The sequence below is a fragment of the Henriciella aquimarina genome, assembly GCF_002088975.1.
Classification (GTDB): domain Bacteria; phylum Pseudomonadota; class Alphaproteobacteria; order Caulobacterales; family Hyphomonadaceae; genus Henriciella; species Henriciella aquimarina.
Map to the genome: position 1 here is coordinate 40,509 of NZ_NCST01000027.1, position 21,244 is coordinate 61,752.

Sequence of the window (21,244 nt, forward strand, 5' to 3'; positions counted from 1 at the left end):
CATGACAGAAAACGAAGCCCGGCAAGCGCTTGCCGATCTCGATGTTTCACGTGAAACACTCGACCGCCTGGAGCGGCTCGTGGCCCTGCTCGATGAATGGCGTCAGCGGATGAACCTGATTGGTCCGCGGGAAATGGACCAGATCTGGGCGCGGCATGTTTTCGACAGCGCACAGCTCATCCCCTTGGTCACCAGACAGTCGCGTATTCTGGATATTGGATCGGGCGCCGGATTCCCGGGACTGGTCCTTGCGTGTCATGTGGCTGAGGGAGACGGCTCCGTGATATTACTGGAGTCGGTCGGAAAGAAGTGTGCCTTCCTCTCCGCAGCGATATCGGAGCTGGCGCTTCCTGCGAAGGTGCTGAACAAGCGCATCGAATCCGTCGAGGCCGGAACTGTCGACTTTGTTACAGCCCGCGCGCTCGCGCCGTTGCGAAAACTTCTGGACTATTCCGCGCCCTGGCTGCTTCGCGGGGCGACAGGTCTATTTTTCAAGGGGGAACACTGGCGAGAAGAATTGACGGAAGCCTCGGAATACTGGAATCTCGCCTATGAGGCGATTCCGAGTCGCACCAGCGAAACCGGGGTTATTCTTAAGATAATGGAGGCGCAACGTGTCTGATTCCGGCACCCGTATCCTGGCTGTGGCCAATCAAAAAGGCGGGGTCGGTAAGACCACGACCTCAATCAATCTCGGGACGGCCCTTGCGGCGGTCGGACGCCGAGTTCTGGTTGTCGATTTCGATGCCCAGGGGAATGCGTCGACAGGGCTCGGCATCATGCGTGCCGACCGCCGGCTGACGAGTTACGATGTTGTCGTGGACCGCATGCCGCTTGAAGAAGCGATCATGCCAACCTTGGTGCCGCGTCTTGAGATCGTGCCCGGGGATGAAAACCTCTCCGGTGTCGAGACGGAGCTGGCCGAAGATCCGCGCCGCTCCTACCGCTTGCGCGAAGCGATCCATGATTATGTCGAGCGCGCCGCGAACGATCCGGAAAAGCGCTATGATTTTATCCTGATCGACTGTCCGCCCTCGCTTTCATCCCTGACGATCAATGCGATGACCGCAGCTGACGCGCTTCTCGTGCCTCTGCAGTGTGAGTTCCTGGCGCTCGAAGGCTTGAGCCAATTGCTGCGGACGGTCGAGGTCGTCCGGTCGGGGCTCAACCCGAAACTCGATATTCAGGGCGTGGTCCTGACCATGTTTGACCGGCGCAACAATCTCTCGGACCAGGTGGCCGATGAAGTGCGCAACGTTCTTGGCAACAAGGTTTACCGGACGGTCATACCGCGGAATGTCCGTCTGTCCGAAGCGCCGAGTTTCGGTAAGCCGGCTCTTCTATATGATTATCGCTGCCCCGGCAGTGAGGCCTATATTCGCCTGGCCTCGGAAATGCTTCAGCGAGAACGAGCAAGGCAGGTGGCCTGATGGCAACCGAACCGAAGTCCAAATCCAGCCGTCTCGGCCGCGGCCTCTCCGCCTTGATCGGGGAGGTCGAAGGCGCGTCCAGTTATGAGAGCGCGCCGGAAGAGGCCGAAACTGTTTCACGTGAAACGTCGACCATCCCGATCAAGGATGTCCGTCCGAACCCGCAGCAGCCTCGGCGCTATTTTGCCGAGGCGGATCTGGCCGAACTGGCTGAATCCATCCGGGCGAAGGGTGTTCTCCAGGCGATCCTGGTGCGCCCGGATCCGAAGGATAATGGCAAGTATCAGATCATCGCCGGCGAGCGCCGCTGGCGGGCCGCCAAGCAGGCCGGCCTCAGTGATATTCCGGCGACGATCCGCAATCTGGATGAACTCGAACTGCTTGAAGTCGGGATTATTGAGAACGTCCAGCGGACGGATTTGAATCCGATTGAAGAAGCCGAGGCTTATGGCGCGCTTATGAAGCGGTTCGGCCGGACCCAGGAGGGGCTCGCCGAAAGCGTTGGCAAGAGCCGTGCGCACATCGCGAATACAATCCGGCTGCTACAGCTTTCAGAGACGGCCCGCAATCACCTTCGTGAAGGCCGGATTTCAGCCGGCCATGCCAGGGCCGCCTTGGGGGCGGCAGACCCGGATGCTGTCGTTGCGATGGCGGTCCAGAAAGGCTTGAGCGTTCGCGAAGTGGAAGCGCTGGTCAAGCGCGGCCGCGACGACGGCGCGATGAATACAATCGCGAAAAAGGTTTCGGCCGACGAAAAGGACGTTGATACTGAAGCGTTGGAAGCGGATCTGTCTCGGGCCCTGGGCCTGCCAGTGGATATACGTCACAAGGCCAATGGCGGTGAGCTACGTATCAAGTACCGGGATCTGGAACAGCTGGACGATCTCTGCCGCAAGCTTACGGCGAAGCGACAGGCCTAGACCGCTTTGCTGCGGATCGAAGAATATTTAATAAAAGCAATCGGATAGATGCGTCAGCGGCCGGCCCGCTCTGCTTTGCCTGAAGCTCGTGATCGTGGATTGCCGCCATCAGCCGGGTCAGGGCCGGCATCGACCAGCGATCCATGCGCGCCCGGAAAGCGGGCCATTCCGATTGCCAGACGGGCGGTTTCAGTTTCATGCCGACATTCCCGCCCGTGCCGGCAAGGCCGCGCGCTTGCAGGAGGCGCCGGACTTCGCTTTCAAGCGCGCGCAGGATGCTGATCGCGGAGGTTCCGGCTTCGGCCACGCGGTCATATTCCTCAAGGCATTTCACCGCCTGGCCGTCCAGCGCGGCATGTATCATGTCGCGGATACTGTTATCGGCGTCTGTTTGAGAAAGCTGGCGGATATCGGCGAGCGAGATGGGCCGGCCAAGATCATAGCCAAAGAGGACCAGTTTGTCGGTTTCCTGATTGGCCAGCCCGCGATGGCCTGGCAGCGCACTGGTGAACCGGTCCAGTGCCTCATCCTCGATTTCAATCTGCTCGGCTTTCAGCTTTTCGACCACGAGATCGCGGATGGATTGCTCCGTGTCAGAAAAGACATGAACGGTGGCGGCCGTTTTTGCCGCTTCGATGCCGGTGCGAAGTTTCGACCGTTTCGCGAGGGTACCGGCCTGGATGATGAGCCGGTTGGCGAAGGGCGTACCCTGGGCATCGGCCTCGCCGACCAGGTCCAGGATTATCTTGGCGAGTTTTTCGCCCGAGGTTCTGATGCGGATGATGTCTGTTTCGCCGAGCAGCGAGGCCGTCTCAATGCGGTTTATGAGCAGGCCGGGTTCGCGGCGAACATCGTCATCATCAAGACTGAGCGTGTTCGCGTTTCCGCCCTCGGCTTTCGTCCAGCCGCCTATAAATTGCGTCGCCGTGTCAGCAACGACGCCATCATCATCGCCGAAGACGAGAATGCACCAGATGTCGGGACTTGGCTTTCGGACCTGGCCGGAAATCGCGCCGCCCTTGAGAATCATGAAGCGTCCTGATCCTGCTGCCCCTGAACCTGTATCCGCAGCTGCTCCACGATCTGGCGGGAGAGCTCTGCCATGGCCCGCTCGGCGGCATAAGTCTGGGCTGAGACGTCAGAATAGGGGGTGGCGGTCGCGGCGAACGGAACCTGGACGCTGGCATCGCCGCGGATCGGGCCATTGTCGGTTTCGAGTGTGTATTGTCCGCGAGCATTGATAAATGAGCGCGAGACGGCCCCATCGGGCAGCAGGGTCGCGCGGGCAATACGCTCATTGAGCGAGATTGTCAGATGTGCGGCCCCATCCAGACCCGGAAGGCCGGGTGACAGCTCCCGCAGCAGGGCTTGGCGCAAGTTATATCCGGACCGGCCCGGTATCGGCTGAATGGTAATATTATGCGCGGAGGCGGCATTGCTGCCGGTCTGGCCGGCATAGAGCGGACGGAAGCCGCAGGCCGACAGGCATCCAAGCAGGGCCAGCAGGGTAATGAGCCTGATCATGCGGCTACGATATTCACAATCCGGCCGGGCACAACAATCACTTTCTTGATTTCCTTGCCGGCAATGAAGTCGCTGATGTCGGGGCTGGCCAGGGCAATCTTCTCGATGTCCTGTGATGGTGTCGAGTTTTCGACCTCAATCTCCCCGCGCCGCTTGCCATTCACCTGGATTGGAAGCGTCATCGTGTTTTCCGCCATGAGAGCCGGATCGGACTCTGGCCAGGCAGCTTCGGAAACAAAGCCATCTTCGCCCAGGGCGTCCCAGCATTCTTCGGCCAGGTGTGGCATGAACGGCATGAGGCAGACAGCCAGCATGCGCGCGCTGGCCCGTTGGCTCGCAAGCGATTCCTCGCTCGAGGTCTCGGCTTTTTTCAGCGTGTTGACCCAGTCATGGCAGGCGGCAATGGCGGCGTTGAAGCGGAATTCACGAATGGCCTTGTCGATGGCCGCCGCGGTCCGGTGCGAATATTTCACCAAGGGTGTTGGCTTTTCACTTGCCGGGGCCTCGCCGGCGTCGCCAAGCTTTGCAAAGAGCGCCCAGACGCGCTGGACATAGCGGGCTGCGCCTTCGGCACCCGATTGCGTCCATTCGACATCGCGTTCCGGAGGGCTGTCGGACAGCACAAACCAGCGGGCGGTGTCAGCGCCGAAGGTCGAGATGATCTCGTCAGGATCGATCACGTTCCTCTTCGACTTGGACATCTTCTCGATCGGTCCGGCCGTTACAGCTTCCCCGGAGGATTTGAGGATGAGGGTGTCCCCCTGGCGCTCGACTTCCGAGGGCTCGACCCATTTTCCGTCCGGGCCCTTATAGGTCTCGTGGGTAACCATGCCCTGTGTGAACAGGCCGGAGAAAGGCTCGCCGCTGGGCAGGTCGAGCTCGCCGACATCGCGCATCGCGCGGGCAATGAAGCGGGAATAGAGCAAGTGAAGGACGGCGTGTTCGACGCCGCCGACATACTGATCGACCGGCAACCAGTAGCCGCGTTCCTCGCGGTCGGACTCGCTGGCAAAACGGATATAGTACCAGGAGGAGTCGACGAAGGTGTCGAGCGTGTCGGTTTCACGCTCGGCCTTGGCGCCGCATTTGGGGCAATCGACATGTCTCCAGCTTGGATGATGCGCGAGCGGATTGCCCGGTTTCTCGAAGGAAACGTCTTTCGGCAGGGTAACCGGCAGATCCTGCTCGGGCACGGGCACCGCGCCGCAACCGGCGCAATGGATGATCGGGATCGGGCAGCCCCAATAACGCTGCCGGGAAACGCCCCAATCGCGCAGACGATAATTTACCTTGCCTTCGCCAAGGCCCATCGCTTCGATTTTGGAGACGGCTTCCGTCTTGGCAGCATCGATATCGAGACCATCGAGGAAGCTGGAATTGAAGATCTTGCCGGGCCCGACATAGGCTTCCGTGTCGACCGTGAAGGTGCCGGCGTCCGCCTCTGACGGCAAGACGACGGGGCGTACGGGCAGGTCATATTTCCGTGCAAAATCAAGGTCGCGCTGGTCATGGGCCGGACAGGCGAAGATGGCGCCTGTGCCATAGCCCATGAGGACGAAATTGGCGGTCCAGACGGGCAGTTTGATCGACGGATCAAATGGATGCGAAACGCGCAAGCCCGTATCAAGCCCGATCTTCTCGGCCTTTTCGATCGCTTCTTCACTGGTGCCGATGCGGGCGCAGGCGTTGCGGAAATCCTGGATCTCCGAATTGGACGCAGCGAGCTCTACGGTCAGCGGGTGATCGGGTGACAGCGCGATGAAGCTTGCGCCGAATAGTGTATCCGGCCGCGTGGTGAAGATCTCGATGCCATCCTCATACCCGGCTGGCACATCGCCCTCGAACGGGAAGCGCATTTGCAGGCCTTCGGACCGGCCGATCCAGTTGGCCTGCATGATGCGGACTTTTTCGGGCCAGTTCTCGAGCGTATCGATGCCGTCGAGCAGCTCGTCGGCATAATGGGTGATCTTGAGGAACCACTGTGTCAGTTCGCGCTGTTCGACTTCCGCGCCGCTGCGCCAGCCCTTGCCGTCGATGACCTGTTCATTGGCGAGGACTGTGTTGTCGACCGGGTCCCAGTTGACCTTGCTGGCCTTGCGGTAAGCGAGCCCGGCCTTCAGCAGCGTCAGGAAGATGCGCTGTTGTTCGCCATAATAGTCTTCGTCGCAGGTCGCGAATTCGCGGCTCCAGTCGAGCGTCAGGCCGAGCTTCTGGAGCTGGGCGCGCATCGAGTCGATGTTCTTGTAGGTCCACTCGCCGGGGTGCACGCCGCGTTCGATTGCGGCATTCTCCGCAGGCAGGCCAAAGGCGTCCCAGCCCATCGGGTGTAGGACATTGTGGCCATGCGCGCGCCGGTGGCGGGCGACGACATCGCCCATCGCATAATTGCGCACATGCCCCATATGGATGCGCCCGGATGGATAGGGAAACATCTCGAGGACGTAGGATTTTGGCTTGCCGGGGGCCTCGGCCGGGGATTTCGCCCGGAAGATGTCTGCCTTATCCCAGGCTTCACGCCACTTGGCTTCCGCGGCTTGCGGGTCATAGCGAGACGACACACGCCCCTCCCAGATTTGATTGACCAGTTCGGCTGGTTAGCTGATTTCGGCTGACTTCAGAACCCGGGCACGCGTCAGGATTGCATTTTCGAGCTGGATCCCGGTTTCCGGATCGATATCGGCATCCACCCAGTCACCATCCTGCTGCACCTGGCGGAAGACAGAAACTTTCACGCCATCGGCGCGCAGACGGGAATCAAGAATGTAGACCGTCGCCTTGATGCGCTCGCCGGCGGCATTCTCATAGGTCTTCCAGTCATAATTGATGATGCCCCCGACAGGATCGGCCGATTTCAGGGGAAGCGTCTGGAGCGTGTCGAGACTGGCGCGCCAGAGGTACGGGTTCACGCCCCCTTCGAAATCCTCGACGACGCTGATCTCGCGGTCCTTGCTGCCGCCGCCGAAAATACAACCGGTCAGAGCCAGTGCGGCAAAGATTGCGGCTGACCACTGGAGAGTACGCTTCATGACCATAATCCTGTCGAAAATCTCTTTATCATCGCGAGCCTGTATAGCATCTGCGACTTTGCGGACCAGTGCTGTTATGCGGTCGATATCAGATTACCGGGAGGTGAGGCTTTGAGGATTCAGGCAAGCAGACTGGCGGTTGCTGTGCTCGCTGGGGCGGGAATGCCCGCCATGGCCCAGTCTGCGCCCTTCGAATATGAATCCGATATCGAAGCCGTGACGGTGATTGCGCCGGACCACAATACTTCCGGCGACGTTGAGAGTGAGGGCATTCTTTACGAGGTTTCGCTCGATAATCGCTTCGAAAAGGTGCTTCAGAACGGCCTGCAGATCGGCGCGCGGCTGACGCTGCGCGGACAGCGCGATCACCCTGACAGGCCAGGTTTTGTCGGGATGTTTGACGGAACGCCGGGACCGACCGGCGCCTATTCCGGCCTGTCGGGCATGGCGCAAGACGACGAGATCGGCGCGCGCGGGTCTGTCGAGACGGCCTATCTGGAGCTTGATGGCGGCTATGGCGAGCTGCGCATGGGCCGCGATCGCGGTGTGGCCGCCCGTTTCCATGAGGGGGCGCCGTCTGCGTTGACCCATGCCGGTATCAACAACCCCTATCTCGACCCGGATGGCCTGAAGATCCTGCGCACCAATCACGATCTGACGGGCCCCTCGGCCAAGGTCAGCTATGCGACGCCGCGCATTCTGGGCCTGAGGGCCGGCCTCTCCTTTACGCCCGACAGTGAGGCAAAGGGGCTCGACCGGAATGTCGATGCTGGCCACGGCCAGCCCGGACTGAGCAATGCCGTCGAAGTCGCGGCGAATCTCTCCCGGCGCTTGCCGCAGTCGGGCATTCGCATAGAGGCGGCGCTGGGCTGGTCGACGGCTGAAGCCGACTCACCGTTCGCCGGGGTTCGCGACCGGGTCGAGACGCTGTCCGGCGGAGCGAATATCGAACTGACCTCCGGAGTGAGCTTTGGCGGGTCGTGGCTGAAGAGCGACAATGGCTTTCAGTCAGCCGACTATGAGGCTTGGGAGATCGGCGCGGGCTTTGAAGCTTTCGAGACGGATTTTTCGGTGAATTACGGAGAAGCCGAGGATTCACTGGCCGTCCTGGAGTCGGAGGCTTTTAGTATCGCTGCATCGCGGGAAGTCGTTGATGGCCTGCGTCTGGGGCTTGCCTATCAGGACGAAACCCTGACGGCGCTGACAAAAAAACGTGCAGGCAGCGGGTTTGTGGCTGAAATCACACTCAACGGTAATTTCTTCGACTTTGCAGGGAATTAATCTTCTCTTTAATCGATCGGGTGATTAGTTAGGCCTTGAAAGGACCCGAAATGCGTCTTCGTGTGACATCTCTTGCAGTTCTTGCGCTGTGTGCGGCCGCTCCGGCCTTCGCGCAATCGCAGCCTGCTGAGCTGGCACCGCCGACCGTCTCGGAGACCGACAAGGCAGAGCCGGACTGGTATCGCCAGTTCACACTAAGCTCGCCGAGCGACGAAGCCCCGATCTGGCAGACACGTCCGAGCAAGGAAGTGAAGCTGGCCTGGGTCAAGGGCGACCGCTGGCAGTTGAGCGTCGACCTGACGTCGCGCCCGGATGATTCGCCCCTGCCCCGCGAGGAAATGCGCGCCGGCGCCGAATTCCGTATCACGCCGCGCATCAGTGTCGGCGGTACGCTCAGCCTTGGGGCCAATCAGCTCGATGAGTCCCTGAAGTCCTTCCAGCAGGAAGAGATTGAAGCCGGCATTCGCCTGCGCTCGGCCTTCAAGTTCTAGACAACGCTTTCGGCCAGCCCGGACACGCTGGCAAAGCCGCCGAAGCTGGCAACCCTTTCGACATTGGTATGATCGATCCCGCCGAGCCCGTAGACAGGCACACGGCAGGCGCTTGCATAAGCCGAAAACCGCATGATCCCGAGGGGCTGCCCAGCGCTGGGGCTTTCCGACGGAAAGACCGGCGACAGGATAAGGCCGTCCATGCAGAGGCGCTCAGCCGCCCTGCACTCTTCCAGGCTGTGGGCGCTCATCGTGTTGATCGCAAAGTGATGACTAGCTTTCCGGGCGGTTCCGGCAAGGCGCGCGGGCCAGTGAACGCCATCGGCCCCGACGCGGTGCGCGGTTACCGGGTCGGCAGCTACGAGAAAACACCGGGCCTGTTCGCGGCAAAGCCCGGCCAGTGGGCCGGCAAGCGCGATTTGCTCCTGCTGTCCGAAGTGGCGCAGAATGACGCCGATACTCTCCGGCAAGCGTGGGACAGTCTGCAAGGGATCGGGCGTTCGCGTGGGGTCGGTCAGAAAAAAGCCCGACGGCAGACCATCAGGAAGGTGGCAGCGCGCGAGACGCACCGCATTGCGGAACTTGCGATTGGCCTCAGGTCCATGCTTCATCATGGCCATGACTAGCACCGCTTCCCCAGACTCGATAGCCGCCCGGCGCGACGACATTCTCAGTCGTCTCGATGCGGCGGCCTCTCACCCGGTCGAATTGATTGCAGTGTCGAAGCGCCAGCCGGACGCGCGGATCGAGGAGGCACTGGCGTGTGGCCACAGGGTTTTTGGGGAGAACCGTGTCCAGGAAGCCGAAGCCCACTGGGCGGACCGTCGCGATATCGAGGGTTTGAAGCTTCACCTGATCGGCCCGTTGCAAAGCAACAAGTCCGAAGAAGCCGTGGCCCTGTTTGACGTCATCCAAACAGTTGACCGCGCAAAAATTGTGAAAACACTGAGCGCGGCGGCTCAGAAGCTCGGCCGTTTTCCCGACCTGTTCATCCAGGTCAACACAGGCGAAGAGCCGCAGAAATCAGGTGTTGTGCCAGCAGAGCTAGCAGAGCTCGTTGCCTTTACGCGCGAGACTTATCCCGGCCGGCTCGTGGGGCTGATGTGCATTCCGCCGGTCGATGAGCCCGCCGGGCCGCACTTTGCCCTGCTGGCAAAGCTGGCTGAGGAAAACGGGCTTGAAAGCCTGTCCATGGGTATGAGTTCCGATTTTGAACTCGGTGCCCGGTTCGGCGCCACCCATGTCCGGGTCGGCAGCGCTTTCTTCGGCGAACGGGAAGACGGCTAGGGTTCGATCGTCAGTGTGGTTCCGGGTTCGGCCTTAGCCAGGATCTTCAGCATATCATCCTGAGCCACGGCAATGCAGCCCTGTGTGTCGCTATAGTCCGGCCGGGCCAGGTGAAAGAAGACCGCGCTTCCGAGGCCGGGCACGACTGGATCACTGTTATGGTCGAGCTCCACGATCACGTCATAGATATGATCGTCGCGCCAGAGCTCTTCGTGGCTCGCAGGATAAGGCAGCCGTACCGGGCGGTTATAGAGTGGGTCCGTTGGTGCATCACACCAGCCATCCTGCGGGCGTAACGGGACGGTGGGCAACGCCGTTTCGGGCCGTTCAAGACGATCCGGGCGGAAGAAGACCCGCTTCATTCGCCATGTGCCGATGGGTGAGGCGCCGTCGCCTTCCTGTTTCTTGTCGGCCGGCACCAGTCCGCTCTTGCCGACGGCACAGCGTACGGCAAGCCCCAATCCGGTAAATTCACCCCAGCCATTTGCGTGGAACGCTGCTGTCACACTGCTGCTCCCGAATATGTGATATGAGAGTTATACGAAGTTTATGTGAAGGACCAGACAGGTAAACCTATTGAAGAGATTTGAACCTGTGCGGAGGGATGAATGATAAGCAAGAAGACAATCCTGCTTGTCGATGATGATGAAGAATTGCGCAGCGTCCTCGCCGAGCAGTTCAGCCTTCATGACGGGTTTGAAACGGTCGAGGCGGCCAACGCCCATGAGGCGATGAAGATTGCCGAAAGCGACCGGCTGGACCTGATCCTGCTCGATGTCGAGATGCCGGACATGGATGGCCGCGAAGCCTGCAAACTGATGCGATCGCGCGGGGTACGCGCCCCGATTGTCATGCTGACGGGCCAGGACACCGATGCCGACACGATCCTCGGCCTTGAGTCGGGCGCGAACGACTATGTCACCAAGCCCTTCCGGTTCTCGGTCCTTCTGGCCCGCATTCGCGCACATCTCAGGAGCTTCGAGCAGAGCGAGGATGCGACCTTCACGCTGGGCCCGTATGAATTCCATCCGGCGATGAAGCTTCTGGTTCGGGAGGATGAGCGCAAGATCCGGCTGACCGAGAAGGAAACCAATATCCTGAAATACCTCTACCGGGCCGGCGGCAAATCGGTGCCGCGCGACGAGCTCCTGTCAGAGGTGTGGGGCTATAATGCCGCCGTCACTACGCACACGCTGGAAACGCATGTGTACCGCCTGCGCCAGAAGATCGAGCCCGATCCGGCCAATGCGCGCCTGCTGCTGACCGAGACCGGGGGATACCGGCTCCAGGCCGGTTAGGCCCGGTCGAAAACCGCGGTGACAGGCGCATGGTCGGAGGGTTTCCAGCCGCCGCGCCAGCCGAGATGGATCTTGTAGCGGGGCAGGTCGACCAGGCCCATGGCTGCATCATTGGCCCAGATATGATCGAGCCGCCGTCCACGATTGGAGGCTGCCCAGTCTTTCGCGCGGTATGACCACCAGGTGTAGAGCTTCTGGTCATCATCGTGCAGTTCGCGCGCGATATCGGTAAAGCCGCCCTCCTTGCGGGCCTTTTCCAGCGCTTCGGTCTCGGCCGGCGTGTGAGAGACGATCTTCAGGAGCTGTTTGTGCGACCAGACATCGTTCTCATGCGGGGCGACATTGAGATCGCCGACGAGGATGCGCGGCTTCGGGTCCCTGTCGGCGGCGGCATAGTCACGGGCCATGCAGGCGAGGAAATCCAGCTTGTGGGCGAACTTCTCATTCACCTCCGGATCGGGCACGTCCCCGCCAGCCGGCAGGTAGATGTTATGGATTTCGAAGCCCTCGATGCGTGACGCCTGAACCCGGGCATGGCCCTCGCGGCAGAGCGGCATGGCCTCCAGCGGTTCGATCGGATGGCGCGAGACAAGTGCGACCCCGTGATGACCGCCGGACTGGCCGAGCACCTGATGGTGTTCGTAGCCGGCCTCATTGAAGACCTTGGCCGGAAACTCCGCCGTCTGGCACTTGATCTCCTGCAGGCAGAGAACGTCGGGGCTCTCTTGGGCCAGGAAAGCTTCGATATTAGGCGCGCGCAGGCGGACGGAATTGATATTCCAGGTCGCGATCTTGAAGGGGGACTTTGACATCGCAAAGCCCATAGCCGCGCTGACCGGGAGGGTCAACGCGGGCTGTGTGGCGGGTGATCGGGAAGGCCTGCCTCAGTGCGAGCCGGGGCTGGTTTCTGCCGTCAGCGGTTCGAATTCAAGCTTCGAGACCTGCAGGGTCACCGTGCCGATATCATCGGTATCGGCCTGGATCTTCACCGGCATGATCGCGCCGTTCGGCAGCGGTGCCATCCACATGCGCAGCGGGCCTTCAATGCCGGTCAGATTGTCCTTGCTGATCTCGTCCTTTTCATAGCCGGCAATGCGGTCCATGCGGACATGGCATTCATAGGCCTCGCCTTTATAGCCGCCCGTCTTGATGTCTTTCAGGCCGTGATTTTCGAAATAGAGCCAGGTCAGCTGGCGCCCGTCGAAAATTTTCATCGGCCCGCCGCACGGATCCTCGCCGGCTGAGCGGGGCACGAAGCCGTGGCCAAGGAAGGCGGTCAGCGGGTCGTTGGCCTCCAGTTTCTGTGAGGGCGTGGCCGGGGGCTCGCCCAGGCTGCCGAATTCGGGCTTGGCCGTCATCGCGACGTCTTCGCGGCCATAGGTCATCTCAACCCGGCGGTTCTTCTTGCCGTCATGGTTTTGCGAGACATAGGCGTAGGTCCGCAGATGGTCGTCGCGGACATAGCCGCTGGCGGCGAGATCGAGGTCGTAATTGACCAGGATGTCGGCAAGCCCGGTCGTCTTGACCTTGCCCTTGATGGAATAGGTCTCCGGCTTCATGTCGACCCGGAAATTGGCCTTGCCCGTGATCGGAATGATGATGGCCCAAGCATTTGCCTTGACTTCATAGGTCATCCGCATCGGTTCGCCCGCCTTGATGCTGGAGAGCGGTGTGGCCGCCGGTGCCGTATCAGCAGATGAGACGCCGCCGGCAGCGAGCGCGAGAAGACTGGTCGCGGCAATCAACTTCTTCATGGTCGGCAAAGTCCTTTTTGGTGCTTCCATCGACGGGGATGTATATATTTGCCTGCCCGAACGCCAACTGAACAGCCCTGCCCTTGCATTGCCGCATTTAAATCACTGTTAGGTCACCTGCTGAAGGCTGTGGGCCACTGTTGACGTCGGCGCACTCTGCGCGTATGAGCGCCGCTTCGGTTTTACATGAACACTTAGATTGAGCGAGCGCCCCATGGCACGCGAATGCGAACTCTCTGGCGTCAAGCCCACCATCGGCAACATCGTCAGCCACTCCAACGTCAAGACCAAGCGCCGGTTTATGCCGAACCTTGTGAATGTCACGCTGCGGTCTGAAGCTCTCGACCGGGCCTTCCCGATGCGGATCGCTGCGAAAACGCTGCGCACCATCGACAAGCTTGGCGGCCTCGACGGCTATCTTGCCAAGGTCCGCGACGACAAGCTTTCCCCGAAAGCGCTGAAGATCAAGCGCGATATCGAGAAGAAGGCTGAAGCCGAAGGCGAAGCTGCCTGAAATCGGTGAATTTCTGATCAAAATGCGTCCTTCGGGGCGCATTTTTTTTGCCATGACGCGCGCTTGGCTCCTTCAGCTGGCATAGTGAGACGGATATTCAGACCGGAGGGGGTTCTCATGATCCGATCAAGATTCGCTTGCCTGCTTCTTGGCCTGGCCGCTTGCAGCGGCGGGTCTGGCGCACAGGACGAGGCAGAGGCATCTGCGCCTGACTCGGCGGTTGAGGGGGCGTCGGGCCAGCTCACCGTCTATACCGGCGGCACGATCTATACAGGCATGGACGATCCACGCACGGTGGAGGCCGTTATCGTCGATGCGGAGGGGCGCATTGTGGGAACAGCCCCGCCCATGTCGCAGGACTGGTCGGAAGACGAAGTTACCATGATCGATCTGGACGGGGCAGTCATGTATCCCGGCCTGACGGATGCACACATCCACCTGCTCGGCATTGGTCAGCGCGAACTGTCGCTCGATCTCGCCGGCACGGAGTCGATTGCCGCGCTGATCGATCGGATTGAAGCGGAAGCCGAAGGTCTGCCTGAAGACGCGATCCTTGTCGGGCGCGGCTGGATCGAGACCGGCTGGCCCGAAGGCCGCATGCCGACGGCCTCCGACCTCGATGCTGTGGTGGGCGACCGGGTCGTCATTCTTTCACGTGCCGACGGGCATGCGCTGGTCGCCAGCTCCGCCGCCCTTGAAGCCGCCGGCATCGGCCCGGACACGCCGGACCCGGATGGCGGCAAGATCGAGCGCGATGAAGACGGCAATGCCACGGGTATCCTGATCGACAATGCGATGGGCCCGGTCTGGGGGCTGGTCGCCAAGCCGAGCGAGGAGGATATCCGCCGGGCCTATGTCGAAGGTGCGAAAGTCTATGTTTCGCGCGGCTGGACGGGTGGTCACAACATGTCCGTACCGCCGGAACACGCCCCCATCCTGAAGGCGCTGGACGAGGAAGGCCTGATGCCGCTGCGCCTCTGGAATGCCTATGACGCAGCCGGAGAAGACATTGCGAGCGAGCACCTCTACGAGACCGACACGATCCGCAACCGCGCGGTGAAGGTCTACATGGATGGCGCGCTTGGCTCACGGGGCGCGCTCCTGATCGAGCCCTATTCCGACCGTCCGGACACAAGCGGCCTGGCGCTGATGTCGTCGGACGATGTGGACAAGCAGATGGCGGCGGCCGATGAAGGCGGCTATCAGCTGGCGGTCCATGCCATTGGCGATCTCGGCAACCGGCGCCTGATCGATGCCTATGAACGAGGCGGCTACGGCCCTGAAAAGCGCTGGCGGATCGAGCATGCCCAGATCATCAATCCGACAGACATTCCGCGTGTGGCCGATCTTGGCCTGATCGCCTCGATGCAGCCTTCGCATGCCATCGGGGACCTGCACTTTGCCGAGGATCGGCTTGGTCTTGCCCGCCTGAATGGCGCCTATGCCTGGCAGGACCTGCTGGATGCAGGCGCTGTGGTCGCTGGCGGGTCGGATGCCCCGGTAGAAGTCGGCTCGCCGCTGATCGAGTATTATGCCGCCGTCGCCCGCAAGGACCTGAAGGGCTATAGCGGCGAAGGCTGGCATCCGGAACAGGCGCTGGACCGGGACGTTGCCTTGGACCTGTTTACCTCGTCGGCAGCCTATGCGGCCTTCATGGAAGACGAGCTCGGCACGATCGAGGCCGGCAAGCTTGCGGATTTCTCCGTCTTTGACCGCGACCTGTTGACCGTGGCTGAAAAAGAGATACTCGAAGCAGAACCAGTGATGACTGTGGTTCAGGGCGAAATCGTCTGGCGTGCGGCAGAATGACTTTCCCTCGCGTCGCACTAGGCGCATTTCATTCGCGTGCTAGAACGCCCATCTGAGCCTTCAGACAAGTTTTCGGAGACGTATATTCATGAGCCTGACCAGCGATACCGATGCTCTGAGCGATATGGAGCCGACGGAAGAAATCAAGGTCCGCGACGTGTTCGGCATCGACACGGACATGGTTGTCCATGGCTTCAAGGATAAGACCGAATACGTGCCTGAAGTGGACGAGGCCTATCGCTTCGATCCGCAGACGACGATGGCGATCCTGGCCGGCTTCGAGCACAATCGCCGCGTGATGGTCCAAGGCTATCACGGCACCGGCAAGTCCACGCACATCGAGCAAGTGGCCGCGCGCCTGAACTGGCCGATGATCCGGATCAACCTCGACAGCCATGTCAGCCGGATCGACATGGTCGGCAAGGATGCAATCGTGCTTCGCGACGGCAAGCAGGTCACCGAATTCCGTGAAGGTATCCTGCCTTGGGCGCTGCAGCGCTCCGTCGCGATCACGTTCGATGAATACGATGCGGGTCGTCCGGATGTGATGTTCGTCATCCAGCGCGTTCTGGAGGCGTCGGGCCGACTGACGCTGCTGGACCAGAACCGCGTGATTTCGCCGAACCCCTATTTCCGCCTGTTCGCGACGACGAACACGGTCGGTCTCGGCGACACGACCGGGCTTTATCACGGTACCCAACAGCTCAACCAGGGCCAGATGGACCGCTGGAGCATCGTCACCACGCTCAACTATCTCGAGCACGATGCCGAGGTTGAGATTGTCGCAACCAAGGCGGCCGATCTCGACAAGGATCTTCTTTCCCGGATGGTGCGCCTGGCGGACCTGACCCGGAATGCCTTCATGAATGGCGACATTTCCACGGTGATGAGCCCGCGGACTGTCATCACTTGGGCGGAGAACTACAAGATCTTCGGCGATCTGGGCCACTCCTTCCGGATGACCTTCCTCAACAAGTGCGATGAGCTTGAGCGGCCCTTGGTCGCGGAGATGTATCAGCGCTGCTTCAACGAGGATCTGCCCGAAAGCGCGCTCATGGTGCGCGTTGCCTAGAAGGTGACGTCCGACCCGGGCGCCTAACCCTGCGATCCCACTTCGCATATGCGAAGAGAGTCGCTATGTGAGTCTCATGGCCAAGACCGACGATACGCCATTCGAACTGTTCAAGCAGGCGCTCGCTGCCACTGCGAAGGCGATGAGTCAGAAGCGCGATGTCGAGACCTCCTTCGGCGCCGAGGCTGGACGAGCCGAGGGCGAGAAACTGGTCCTGCAGACGCCGCCGCGCGAACTGAGCGAGCAACAGGCCGCGCGGGCACGCGGGGAAGCCGACGCCCTGTCGCTGCGTCTGGCTCACCATGACGCGGCCGCGCACAATGCCGAACGCCCGAGTGGTGAAGTGGCGCGTCAGGTCTATGAAGCCGCCGAGCGGGCGCGCATCGAGTCGATCGGCTCGCGCGCCATGGACGGGACTGCCGCCAATCTCGATGCCGCCCTTGCTGCGCGCTGCGAAAAGGCCGGCTACACCCGGATGCAGGATCGCACCGAGGCGCCGATTGCCCCGGCGCTGGAATTCCTGCTGCGCGAGAAACTCACCGGAAAACCCCTGCCGCCGGAGGCCGAGGGCATCGCGTCGATCTGGCGTGAAGAGATCACCGAGCGTGGCGGGGATTCGCTCGACCAGCTGATCGAGCAGTTGAACGACCAGCGCGCTTTCGCGAAGACGGTCCAGAAACTGATCAAGGACCTGACCGAGGGCGAAGAGTCCGACGACGAGACGCAGGACGACAACGAATCCGAGGAAGAAGGCGAGTCCGAACAGGAAGAGAGCGCCAGCGACGATCCCGAGTCCGGCGAAGATGCCGAAGGCAGCTCCATGGAAGAAATGGAGGCCGGCGACAGCGACGATGTCGAAGGTGAAGAGACCAATGTCCAGGTCGATGCCGAGGCTGAGAGCGAAGGCGACGACGAGGTCGATGAGAGCGATGATGGCTCCAAGCCGCTCCGCCCGAACTTCCAGGAAGGCGACGACAAGCCGGACTTTGTCTACCGGGTCTTCACGAAGGCGCATGACGAGATCGCCCATGCGCCTGACCTCTGCGACCCGGAAGAGCTGGCGCGGCTGCGCTCTTATCTCGACCATCAGCTGCAGTCGCTGCAGGGCGCGGTCTCGAAGCTGGCCAACAAGCTTCAGCGCCGCCTCATGGCGCAGCAGAATCGCTCCTGGTCGTTCGACCTTGAAGAGGGGGTGCTCGATACAGCGCGCCTGACCCGTGTCATTACCGACCCGACCGCGCCGCTTTCCTTCAAGCAGGAAGATGACAGCGAATTCCGCGACACCGTCGTGACGCTGCTGCTGGATAATTCCGGCTCGATGCGTGGGCGCCCCATCATGGTCGCCGCGCTCTGTGCCGACATCCTCGCCCGCACGCTCGAGCGGTGCGGTGTGAAGGTCGAGATCCTCGGCTTTACCACGAAAGCCTGGAAAGGCGGGCTCTCACGGGAAGACTGGGTCAAGGCGAACAAGCCGGCCGGGCCGGGCCGGCTGAATGACCTGCGCCATATCGTCTACAAGTCCGCCGATGCGCCATGGCGCCGGGCGCGCCGCAACCTTGGCCTGATGATGCGCGAAGGGCTCCTGAAGGAAAATATCGATGGTGAAGCCCTGCTCTGGGCGCATGAACGCCTGCTGGGCCGGGCCGAGCAGCGCAAGATCCTTATGGTGATCTCCGATGGTGCGCCGGTCGACGATTCCACGCTGAGCGTCAATGTCGGCAATTATCTCGAACGTCACCTGCGTCAGGTCATCGCCGAGATCGAGAACAAGAGCCCGGTGGAACTGATCGCGATCGGCATCGGCCACGATGTGACACGGTATTACCGCCGCGCCGTGACCATTGTGGACGCCGAGCAGTTGGGCGGGGCGATGACGGAACAGCTCGCCAGCCTGTTCGATGAGGATGGTGATCCGCCGAGCCCGGTTGCCATGGCTGTGCCGCCGCTGCGTGGCGAGAAGCGGAGCTATTCCTCCTCCAGCGGGGTGTCCGCAACCAGTTCGGGCGGCCCACGCTATGGGACCAAAACAACAGGCGGACGCGACGTCCGGACCACGAGTTTCCAGGATGTCGCCCGCAAGCGGTCGAAGTCCTGAGCCGATGACCCTGAGGATATAGCCGGAAAGGATGCGTCATGAGGAGCCTGGCTTTCGGCCTTCTTTCCGGTCTGGCCATCCTGGTGGCGGCCTGCAAGGGCGCTGCGCCTGAAACGGTTTCGCCGCTTCCCGGGGAAGAGGCCTGGGACCTTGCGGCGGTCCGCAGCGAGCTGGTCGATGCCTCCTGCCCGGATGAGGTGGGCGAAGGCTTCCAGCTCTCCTTTCTTGTCGCGGCGGATGCTGTCGCGCTTGGCGCTCCGGACAGGATCGAGAAGACCGTCACCGGTCTGTCCTATCTCGGCGGATGGGCGCTGTCGGCCACGCCGGCCTCCTTTGGAGGGCTCTCGGGGCTGAAAGTCATGCCGTCCGGCGATCTTCTGGCGGTATCGGATGCTGGCGCGCTGGTCGAGCTTGGTTTCGACCAGACAGCAGTCCAGCCGACCGGGGAGGCAACGCTCTCCTTCCTGCGGGGGGGCAATGGCGAGATGCTGACCGGCAAGGCGGAAGCCGATTCCGAGGGGCTCGACTATGCCGACGGCATCGCGCTTGTCAGCTTTGAGCGCGATCATCGCATCGCGGCTTTCGCCTATGGCGTTTGCGGCAGCAATGCCCGCGCGGTTCCGGTCAGCAGCTTTGCAGACCGGCCGGAGACGCCCGCCCTTTCCATTCCCGGCAATTCCGGACCAGAAGCGCTGATGTTGCGCGACGGGCAGCTTGTTGCCGGGCTGGAGACGGTGGTGGACGGGCGCAGCCCCGTCGCGGTGGTCGACGAGGCCGGCGTCCCGCAATTTGCGGCGCTCGACTGGTATCAGGGAGAGCGGCTGCCGCTGGTCGGCTTCGATGCGCTTGATGGTGTGGTCTATGCCCTTCATCGGGCCTGGAATCCGCTGACGGGCAACTCGCTCCTGGTCACGAAGCATGCGCCGGACGAGGAACCGGTCACCCTTGCCCGCCTCAGCCGCCCGCTGACGGTCGATAATTTCGAGGGGATTGCCGTGTCGCAGCGCCCGGATGGCTCCACCCGGCTCTTCCTCATCGCCGATGACAATTTCAGCGACGATCAGCAGACCTTGCTCTTTGCCTTCGAGGTGACGGGCTAGGACGCCCACATCCGGATCAGGTTCGAGATCGTCTTGTCGAGGACCAGGCGCTCCTCTGTCGAGGCTTTGGGCAGGCTGGCACGTACGCTTTCCAGATCGAACAGGACTTCCCGCTGATCGGCACGCTGGATGCGGCTTTCGATCCAGCCGACGCAAGCCAGCCGCGAGCCTGAGGTAACAGGCCTGACCTGGTGAATCGCGCCCGAGGGGTAGATGATCAGCGTCCCGGCGGCCGGCTTGGCATTGAACTCGCCGGCGGCCGTCGACAGACAAAGCTCCCCGCCTTCATAGGTGTCAGGCTCTGCGAGGAAGAGGGTGAAAGAGAGATCGGTGCGGATCTGCTTGCCCTGAGAGCCCATGATCGCATTATCGACATGGAAGCCGTAATGCCCGCTATCCTCGGTACGGCTGAGCAGGAGCCGCGAGAACTGCCGCGGACGGGCGAGCGCGCGCACCGTCTTGTGACCGGAAATCGCTTTCATCAAAAAGTCGTGCACGCCCTGGCCAAGCCCGCTCGTGAGGTCAGCCTGCAGATTGGCTTTGACGGTCCGGGCGCTCCGGCCCGCTGTGGCCTTGCCGTCGGCCCAGTCGAGCTTGCCGGCCTTGTCGCGGATCCGGGCGGCGTCCTCGGGTGTCAGAACATTGGAAATTGAAAAGAACATTCATTGGCCGTTGAGCATGAGAATGATTTGCACTACTGCGGTATGTAAAGCTTGTCATTATCGAATATGAGCGGAGCATACCATGCCCTTTACCCCTCGTGATCTCATGCGCCTTGGCCTGACGGCAGCCCTGCTTGGCTCCACCTCGGTGGCCGCGTGCGGCAATGAAAACAACACCGCCCCCGCAGACAGTGAAAGTAGTGCTGTCAGCGGCGACCAGTCGGAGGAAACAAGCCCGGCGTCCACATCGACCGAACCGGCCTTTGCCGGCGAAGGTGAAGGCGGTGAGGGCGAAGGCGGCGAAATGGGCGCGATGTCGACCGGTGAGCTTCCCATCGAGAAGCGTCTGGCCTTCATGCGCGGCCATGTCGAGGCCGGTCTGGCGCTCTACCGCGCCGGCGCGCCCGAACAGGCTGCCCCACACCTGCTGCACCCTGTGTCTGAAACCCACGCGGCTGAGCGTGAAGGCCTCGACGATATCGGGTTCAAGGGCGATCTCTTCGTCGGCATTTCCGACGCGCTCGAAGAGGGCACCGCTTCCTCCGAAATCGAGGGCCAGCTCAGCGAGGCTGAGGAAAACCTCGCCATGATGGCCGATACGGTCGGCGGCGATACGGCTGACATCCTCAATTATCTCCTCGACACGACTCTTGCCGAATACCGGATCGGCGTTGTCGACGGCGAGATCGTCAATGCCGGGGAATATCAGGATGCCTTCGGCTTCGTTGTCGTCGCCCAGGACTATGTCGGCGATCTCGAAGGCGATGCGGGTGAAGCTGTGCGCACCGAACTCGAGGCCCTGCAGGCGATGTGGCCGGAGGCGCCGCTTGCCGATTCCGAGCCGACCCCGGTCGATGAGATCGCCTCGCAGATTTCGCGGGTCCAGCTGGAGCTGTCGGCGGTTCGCTAGGTCGTCTCGCCAAAGACGCGCCTGTAGATAATTCAGCGCAAGAAGCATTTCGCTTCGATGGTTTTTCTGGC

Annotated in this window: 22 protein-coding genes; 13 read left to right on the forward strand and 9 right to left on the reverse strand. The window is 61.6% G+C overall.

The window, feature by feature from the left end; translation table 11 throughout:
- Position 1 precedes the first annotated feature (1 nt).
- Genes rsmG through B8784_RS03875 form a run of 3 tightly spaced genes read left to right on the forward strand, consistent with a single transcriptional unit; the run spans position 2 to position 2,350 of the window.
- A complete protein-coding gene (gene rsmG / locus B8784_RS03865) occupies positions 2 to 622 on the forward strand; it encodes a 16S rRNA (guanine(527)-N(7))-methyltransferase RsmG (protein WP_084396304.1) in 621 nt (206 codons plus the stop codon).
- Positions 615 to 1,430, forward strand: coding sequence for a ParA family protein (locus B8784_RS03870; RefSeq protein ID WP_084396305.1), 816 nt, complete (start codon positions 615 to 617; stop codon positions 1,428 to 1,430). Before rsmG ends, B8784_RS03870 begins: the two co-directional genes overlap by 8 nt.
- The gene (locus B8784_RS03875) at positions 1,430 to 2,350 is read left to right on the forward strand and encodes a ParB/RepB/Spo0J family partition protein (RefSeq protein ID WP_084396306.1); all 921 of its coding nucleotides are present in this window, start codon (positions 1,430 to 1,432) and stop codon (positions 2,348 to 2,350) included. Before B8784_RS03870 ends, B8784_RS03875 begins: the two co-directional genes overlap by 1 nt.
- Here B8784_RS03875 and holA read toward each other — a convergent pair.
- From holA to B8784_RS03895, 4 genes are read right to left on the reverse strand one after another with little or no spacing between them, the layout of a single operon-like run.
- The gene (gene holA, locus B8784_RS03880; protein ID WP_084396307.1) at positions 2,328 to 3,380 is read right to left on the reverse strand and encodes a DNA polymerase III subunit delta; all 1,053 of its coding nucleotides are present in this window, start codon (positions 3,378 to 3,380) and stop codon (positions 2,328 to 2,330) included. The genes B8784_RS03875 and holA overlap by 23 nt on opposite strands.
- Complete coding sequence (gene lptE, locus B8784_RS03885; protein WP_084396308.1) at positions 3,377 to 3,874, reverse strand: LPS assembly lipoprotein LptE; 498 nt, start codon at positions 3,872 to 3,874, stop codon at positions 3,377 to 3,379. Before lptE ends, holA begins: the two co-directional genes overlap by 4 nt.
- Entirely contained in the window at positions 3,871 to 6,432 is a 2,562-nt protein-coding gene (gene leuS, locus B8784_RS03890; protein WP_084396309.1) for a leucine--tRNA ligase, read from the reverse strand. The genes lptE and leuS overlap by 4 nt, the downstream gene beginning before the upstream one ends.
- A 36-nt stretch (positions 6,433 to 6,468) precedes the next feature.
- Complete coding sequence (locus B8784_RS03895) at positions 6,469 to 6,900, reverse strand: DUF3576 domain-containing protein (protein ID WP_143435274.1); 432 nt, start codon at positions 6,898 to 6,900, stop codon at positions 6,469 to 6,471.
- Between the two features lie 144 nt (positions 6,901 to 7,044).
- Between B8784_RS03895 and B8784_RS03900 the strand changes: the two genes are divergently transcribed.
- Together B8784_RS03900 and B8784_RS03905 are read left to right on the forward strand one after the other, a co-directional pair.
- Positions 7,045 to 8,181: a porin gene (locus B8784_RS03900; RefSeq protein ID WP_267889960.1), complete on the forward strand. Its 1,137-nt coding sequence runs from the start codon at positions 7,045 to 7,047 to the stop codon at positions 8,179 to 8,181.
- Between the two features lie 62 nt (positions 8,182 to 8,243).
- Entirely contained in the window at positions 8,244 to 8,672 is a 429-nt protein-coding gene (locus tag B8784_RS03905; RefSeq protein WP_143435275.1) for an NtrZ family periplasmic regulatory protein, read from the forward strand.
- Here B8784_RS03905 and B8784_RS03910 read toward each other — a convergent pair.
- Complete coding sequence (locus B8784_RS03910; protein ID WP_084396399.1) at positions 8,669 to 9,340, reverse strand: thiamine phosphate synthase; 672 nt, start codon at positions 9,338 to 9,340, stop codon at positions 8,669 to 8,671. The two genes, B8784_RS03905 and B8784_RS03910, sit on opposite strands and share 4 nt — an antisense overlap.
- Here B8784_RS03910 and B8784_RS03915 point away from each other — a divergent pair.
- Positions 9,291 to 9,959, forward strand: a complete 669-nt coding sequence (locus B8784_RS03915) for a YggS family pyridoxal phosphate-dependent enzyme (RefSeq protein WP_084396313.1) — start codon at positions 9,291 to 9,293, stop codon at positions 9,957 to 9,959. The two genes, B8784_RS03910 and B8784_RS03915, sit on opposite strands and share 50 nt — an antisense overlap.
- On the opposite strand, the gene B8784_RS03920 is transcribed toward B8784_RS03915, so the two are convergent.
- Positions 9,956 to 10,465, reverse strand: a complete 510-nt coding sequence (locus tag B8784_RS03920) for a L,D-transpeptidase family protein (protein ID WP_084396314.1) — start codon at positions 10,463 to 10,465, stop codon at positions 9,956 to 9,958. The two genes, B8784_RS03915 and B8784_RS03920, sit on opposite strands and share 4 nt — an antisense overlap.
- A 102-nt stretch (positions 10,466 to 10,567) precedes the next feature.
- Between B8784_RS03920 and B8784_RS03925 the strand changes: the two genes are divergently transcribed.
- The gene (locus B8784_RS03925) at positions 10,568 to 11,257 is read left to right on the forward strand and encodes a response regulator transcription factor (protein WP_084396315.1); all 690 of its coding nucleotides are present in this window, start codon (positions 10,568 to 10,570) and stop codon (positions 11,255 to 11,257) included.
- Here the strand turns inward: B8784_RS03925 and B8784_RS03930 are convergent.
- Together B8784_RS03930 and B8784_RS03935 are read right to left on the reverse strand one after the other, a co-directional pair.
- A complete protein-coding gene (locus tag B8784_RS03930) occupies positions 11,254 to 12,069 on the reverse strand; it encodes an exodeoxyribonuclease III (RefSeq protein ID WP_084396400.1) in 816 nt (271 codons plus the stop codon). The two genes, B8784_RS03925 and B8784_RS03930, sit on opposite strands and share 4 nt — an antisense overlap.
- Before the next feature lie 72 nt (positions 12,070 to 12,141).
- A complete protein-coding gene (locus B8784_RS03935) occupies positions 12,142 to 13,011 on the reverse strand; it encodes a DUF3108 domain-containing protein (protein WP_084396316.1) in 870 nt (289 codons plus the stop codon).
- A 214-nt stretch (positions 13,012 to 13,225) separates the two neighbouring features.
- Here B8784_RS03935 and rpmB point away from each other — a divergent pair, with 214 nt between their 5' ends.
- The 5 genes from rpmB (at position 13,226) to B8784_RS03960 (ending at position 19,601) form a co-directional block, all read left to right on the forward strand.
- Positions 13,226 to 13,525, forward strand: a complete 300-nt coding sequence (gene rpmB / locus B8784_RS03940; protein ID WP_084396317.1) for a 50S ribosomal protein L28 — start codon at positions 13,226 to 13,228, stop codon at positions 13,523 to 13,525.
- A 117-nt stretch (positions 13,526 to 13,642) separates the two neighbouring features.
- On the forward strand, positions 13,643 to 15,334 hold the full coding sequence (locus tag B8784_RS03945) for an amidohydrolase (protein WP_084396318.1): 1,692 nt from the start codon (positions 13,643 to 13,645) through the stop codon (positions 15,332 to 15,334).
- Positions 15,335 to 15,422: 88 nt separating this feature from the next.
- Complete coding sequence (cobS, locus tag B8784_RS03950) at positions 15,423 to 16,406, forward strand: cobaltochelatase subunit CobS (RefSeq protein WP_084396319.1); 984 nt, start codon at positions 15,423 to 15,425, stop codon at positions 16,404 to 16,406.
- A gap of 76 nt (positions 16,407 to 16,482) precedes the next feature.
- A complete protein-coding gene (gene cobT, locus B8784_RS03955; RefSeq protein ID WP_084396320.1) occupies positions 16,483 to 18,501 on the forward strand; it encodes a cobaltochelatase subunit CobT in 2,019 nt (672 codons plus the stop codon).
- 38 nt (positions 18,502 to 18,539) lie between these two features.
- Positions 18,540 to 19,601, forward strand: coding sequence for an esterase-like activity of phytase family protein (locus B8784_RS03960; RefSeq protein ID WP_084396321.1), 1,062 nt, complete (start codon positions 18,540 to 18,542; stop codon positions 19,599 to 19,601).
- Here B8784_RS03960 and B8784_RS03965 read toward each other — a convergent pair.
- Entirely contained in the window at positions 19,598 to 20,263 is a 666-nt protein-coding gene (locus tag B8784_RS03965) for a Fe2+-dependent dioxygenase (protein WP_084396322.1), read from the reverse strand. The genes B8784_RS03960 and B8784_RS03965 overlap by 4 nt on opposite strands.
- A gap of 82 nt (positions 20,264 to 20,345) precedes the next feature.
- Here B8784_RS03965 and B8784_RS03970 point away from each other — a divergent pair, with 82 nt between their 5' ends.
- The gene (locus tag B8784_RS03970; protein WP_084396323.1) at positions 20,346 to 21,173 is read left to right on the forward strand and encodes a hypothetical protein; all 828 of its coding nucleotides are present in this window, start codon (positions 20,346 to 20,348) and stop codon (positions 21,171 to 21,173) included.
- Positions 21,174 to 21,244: the final 71 nt, after the last annotated feature.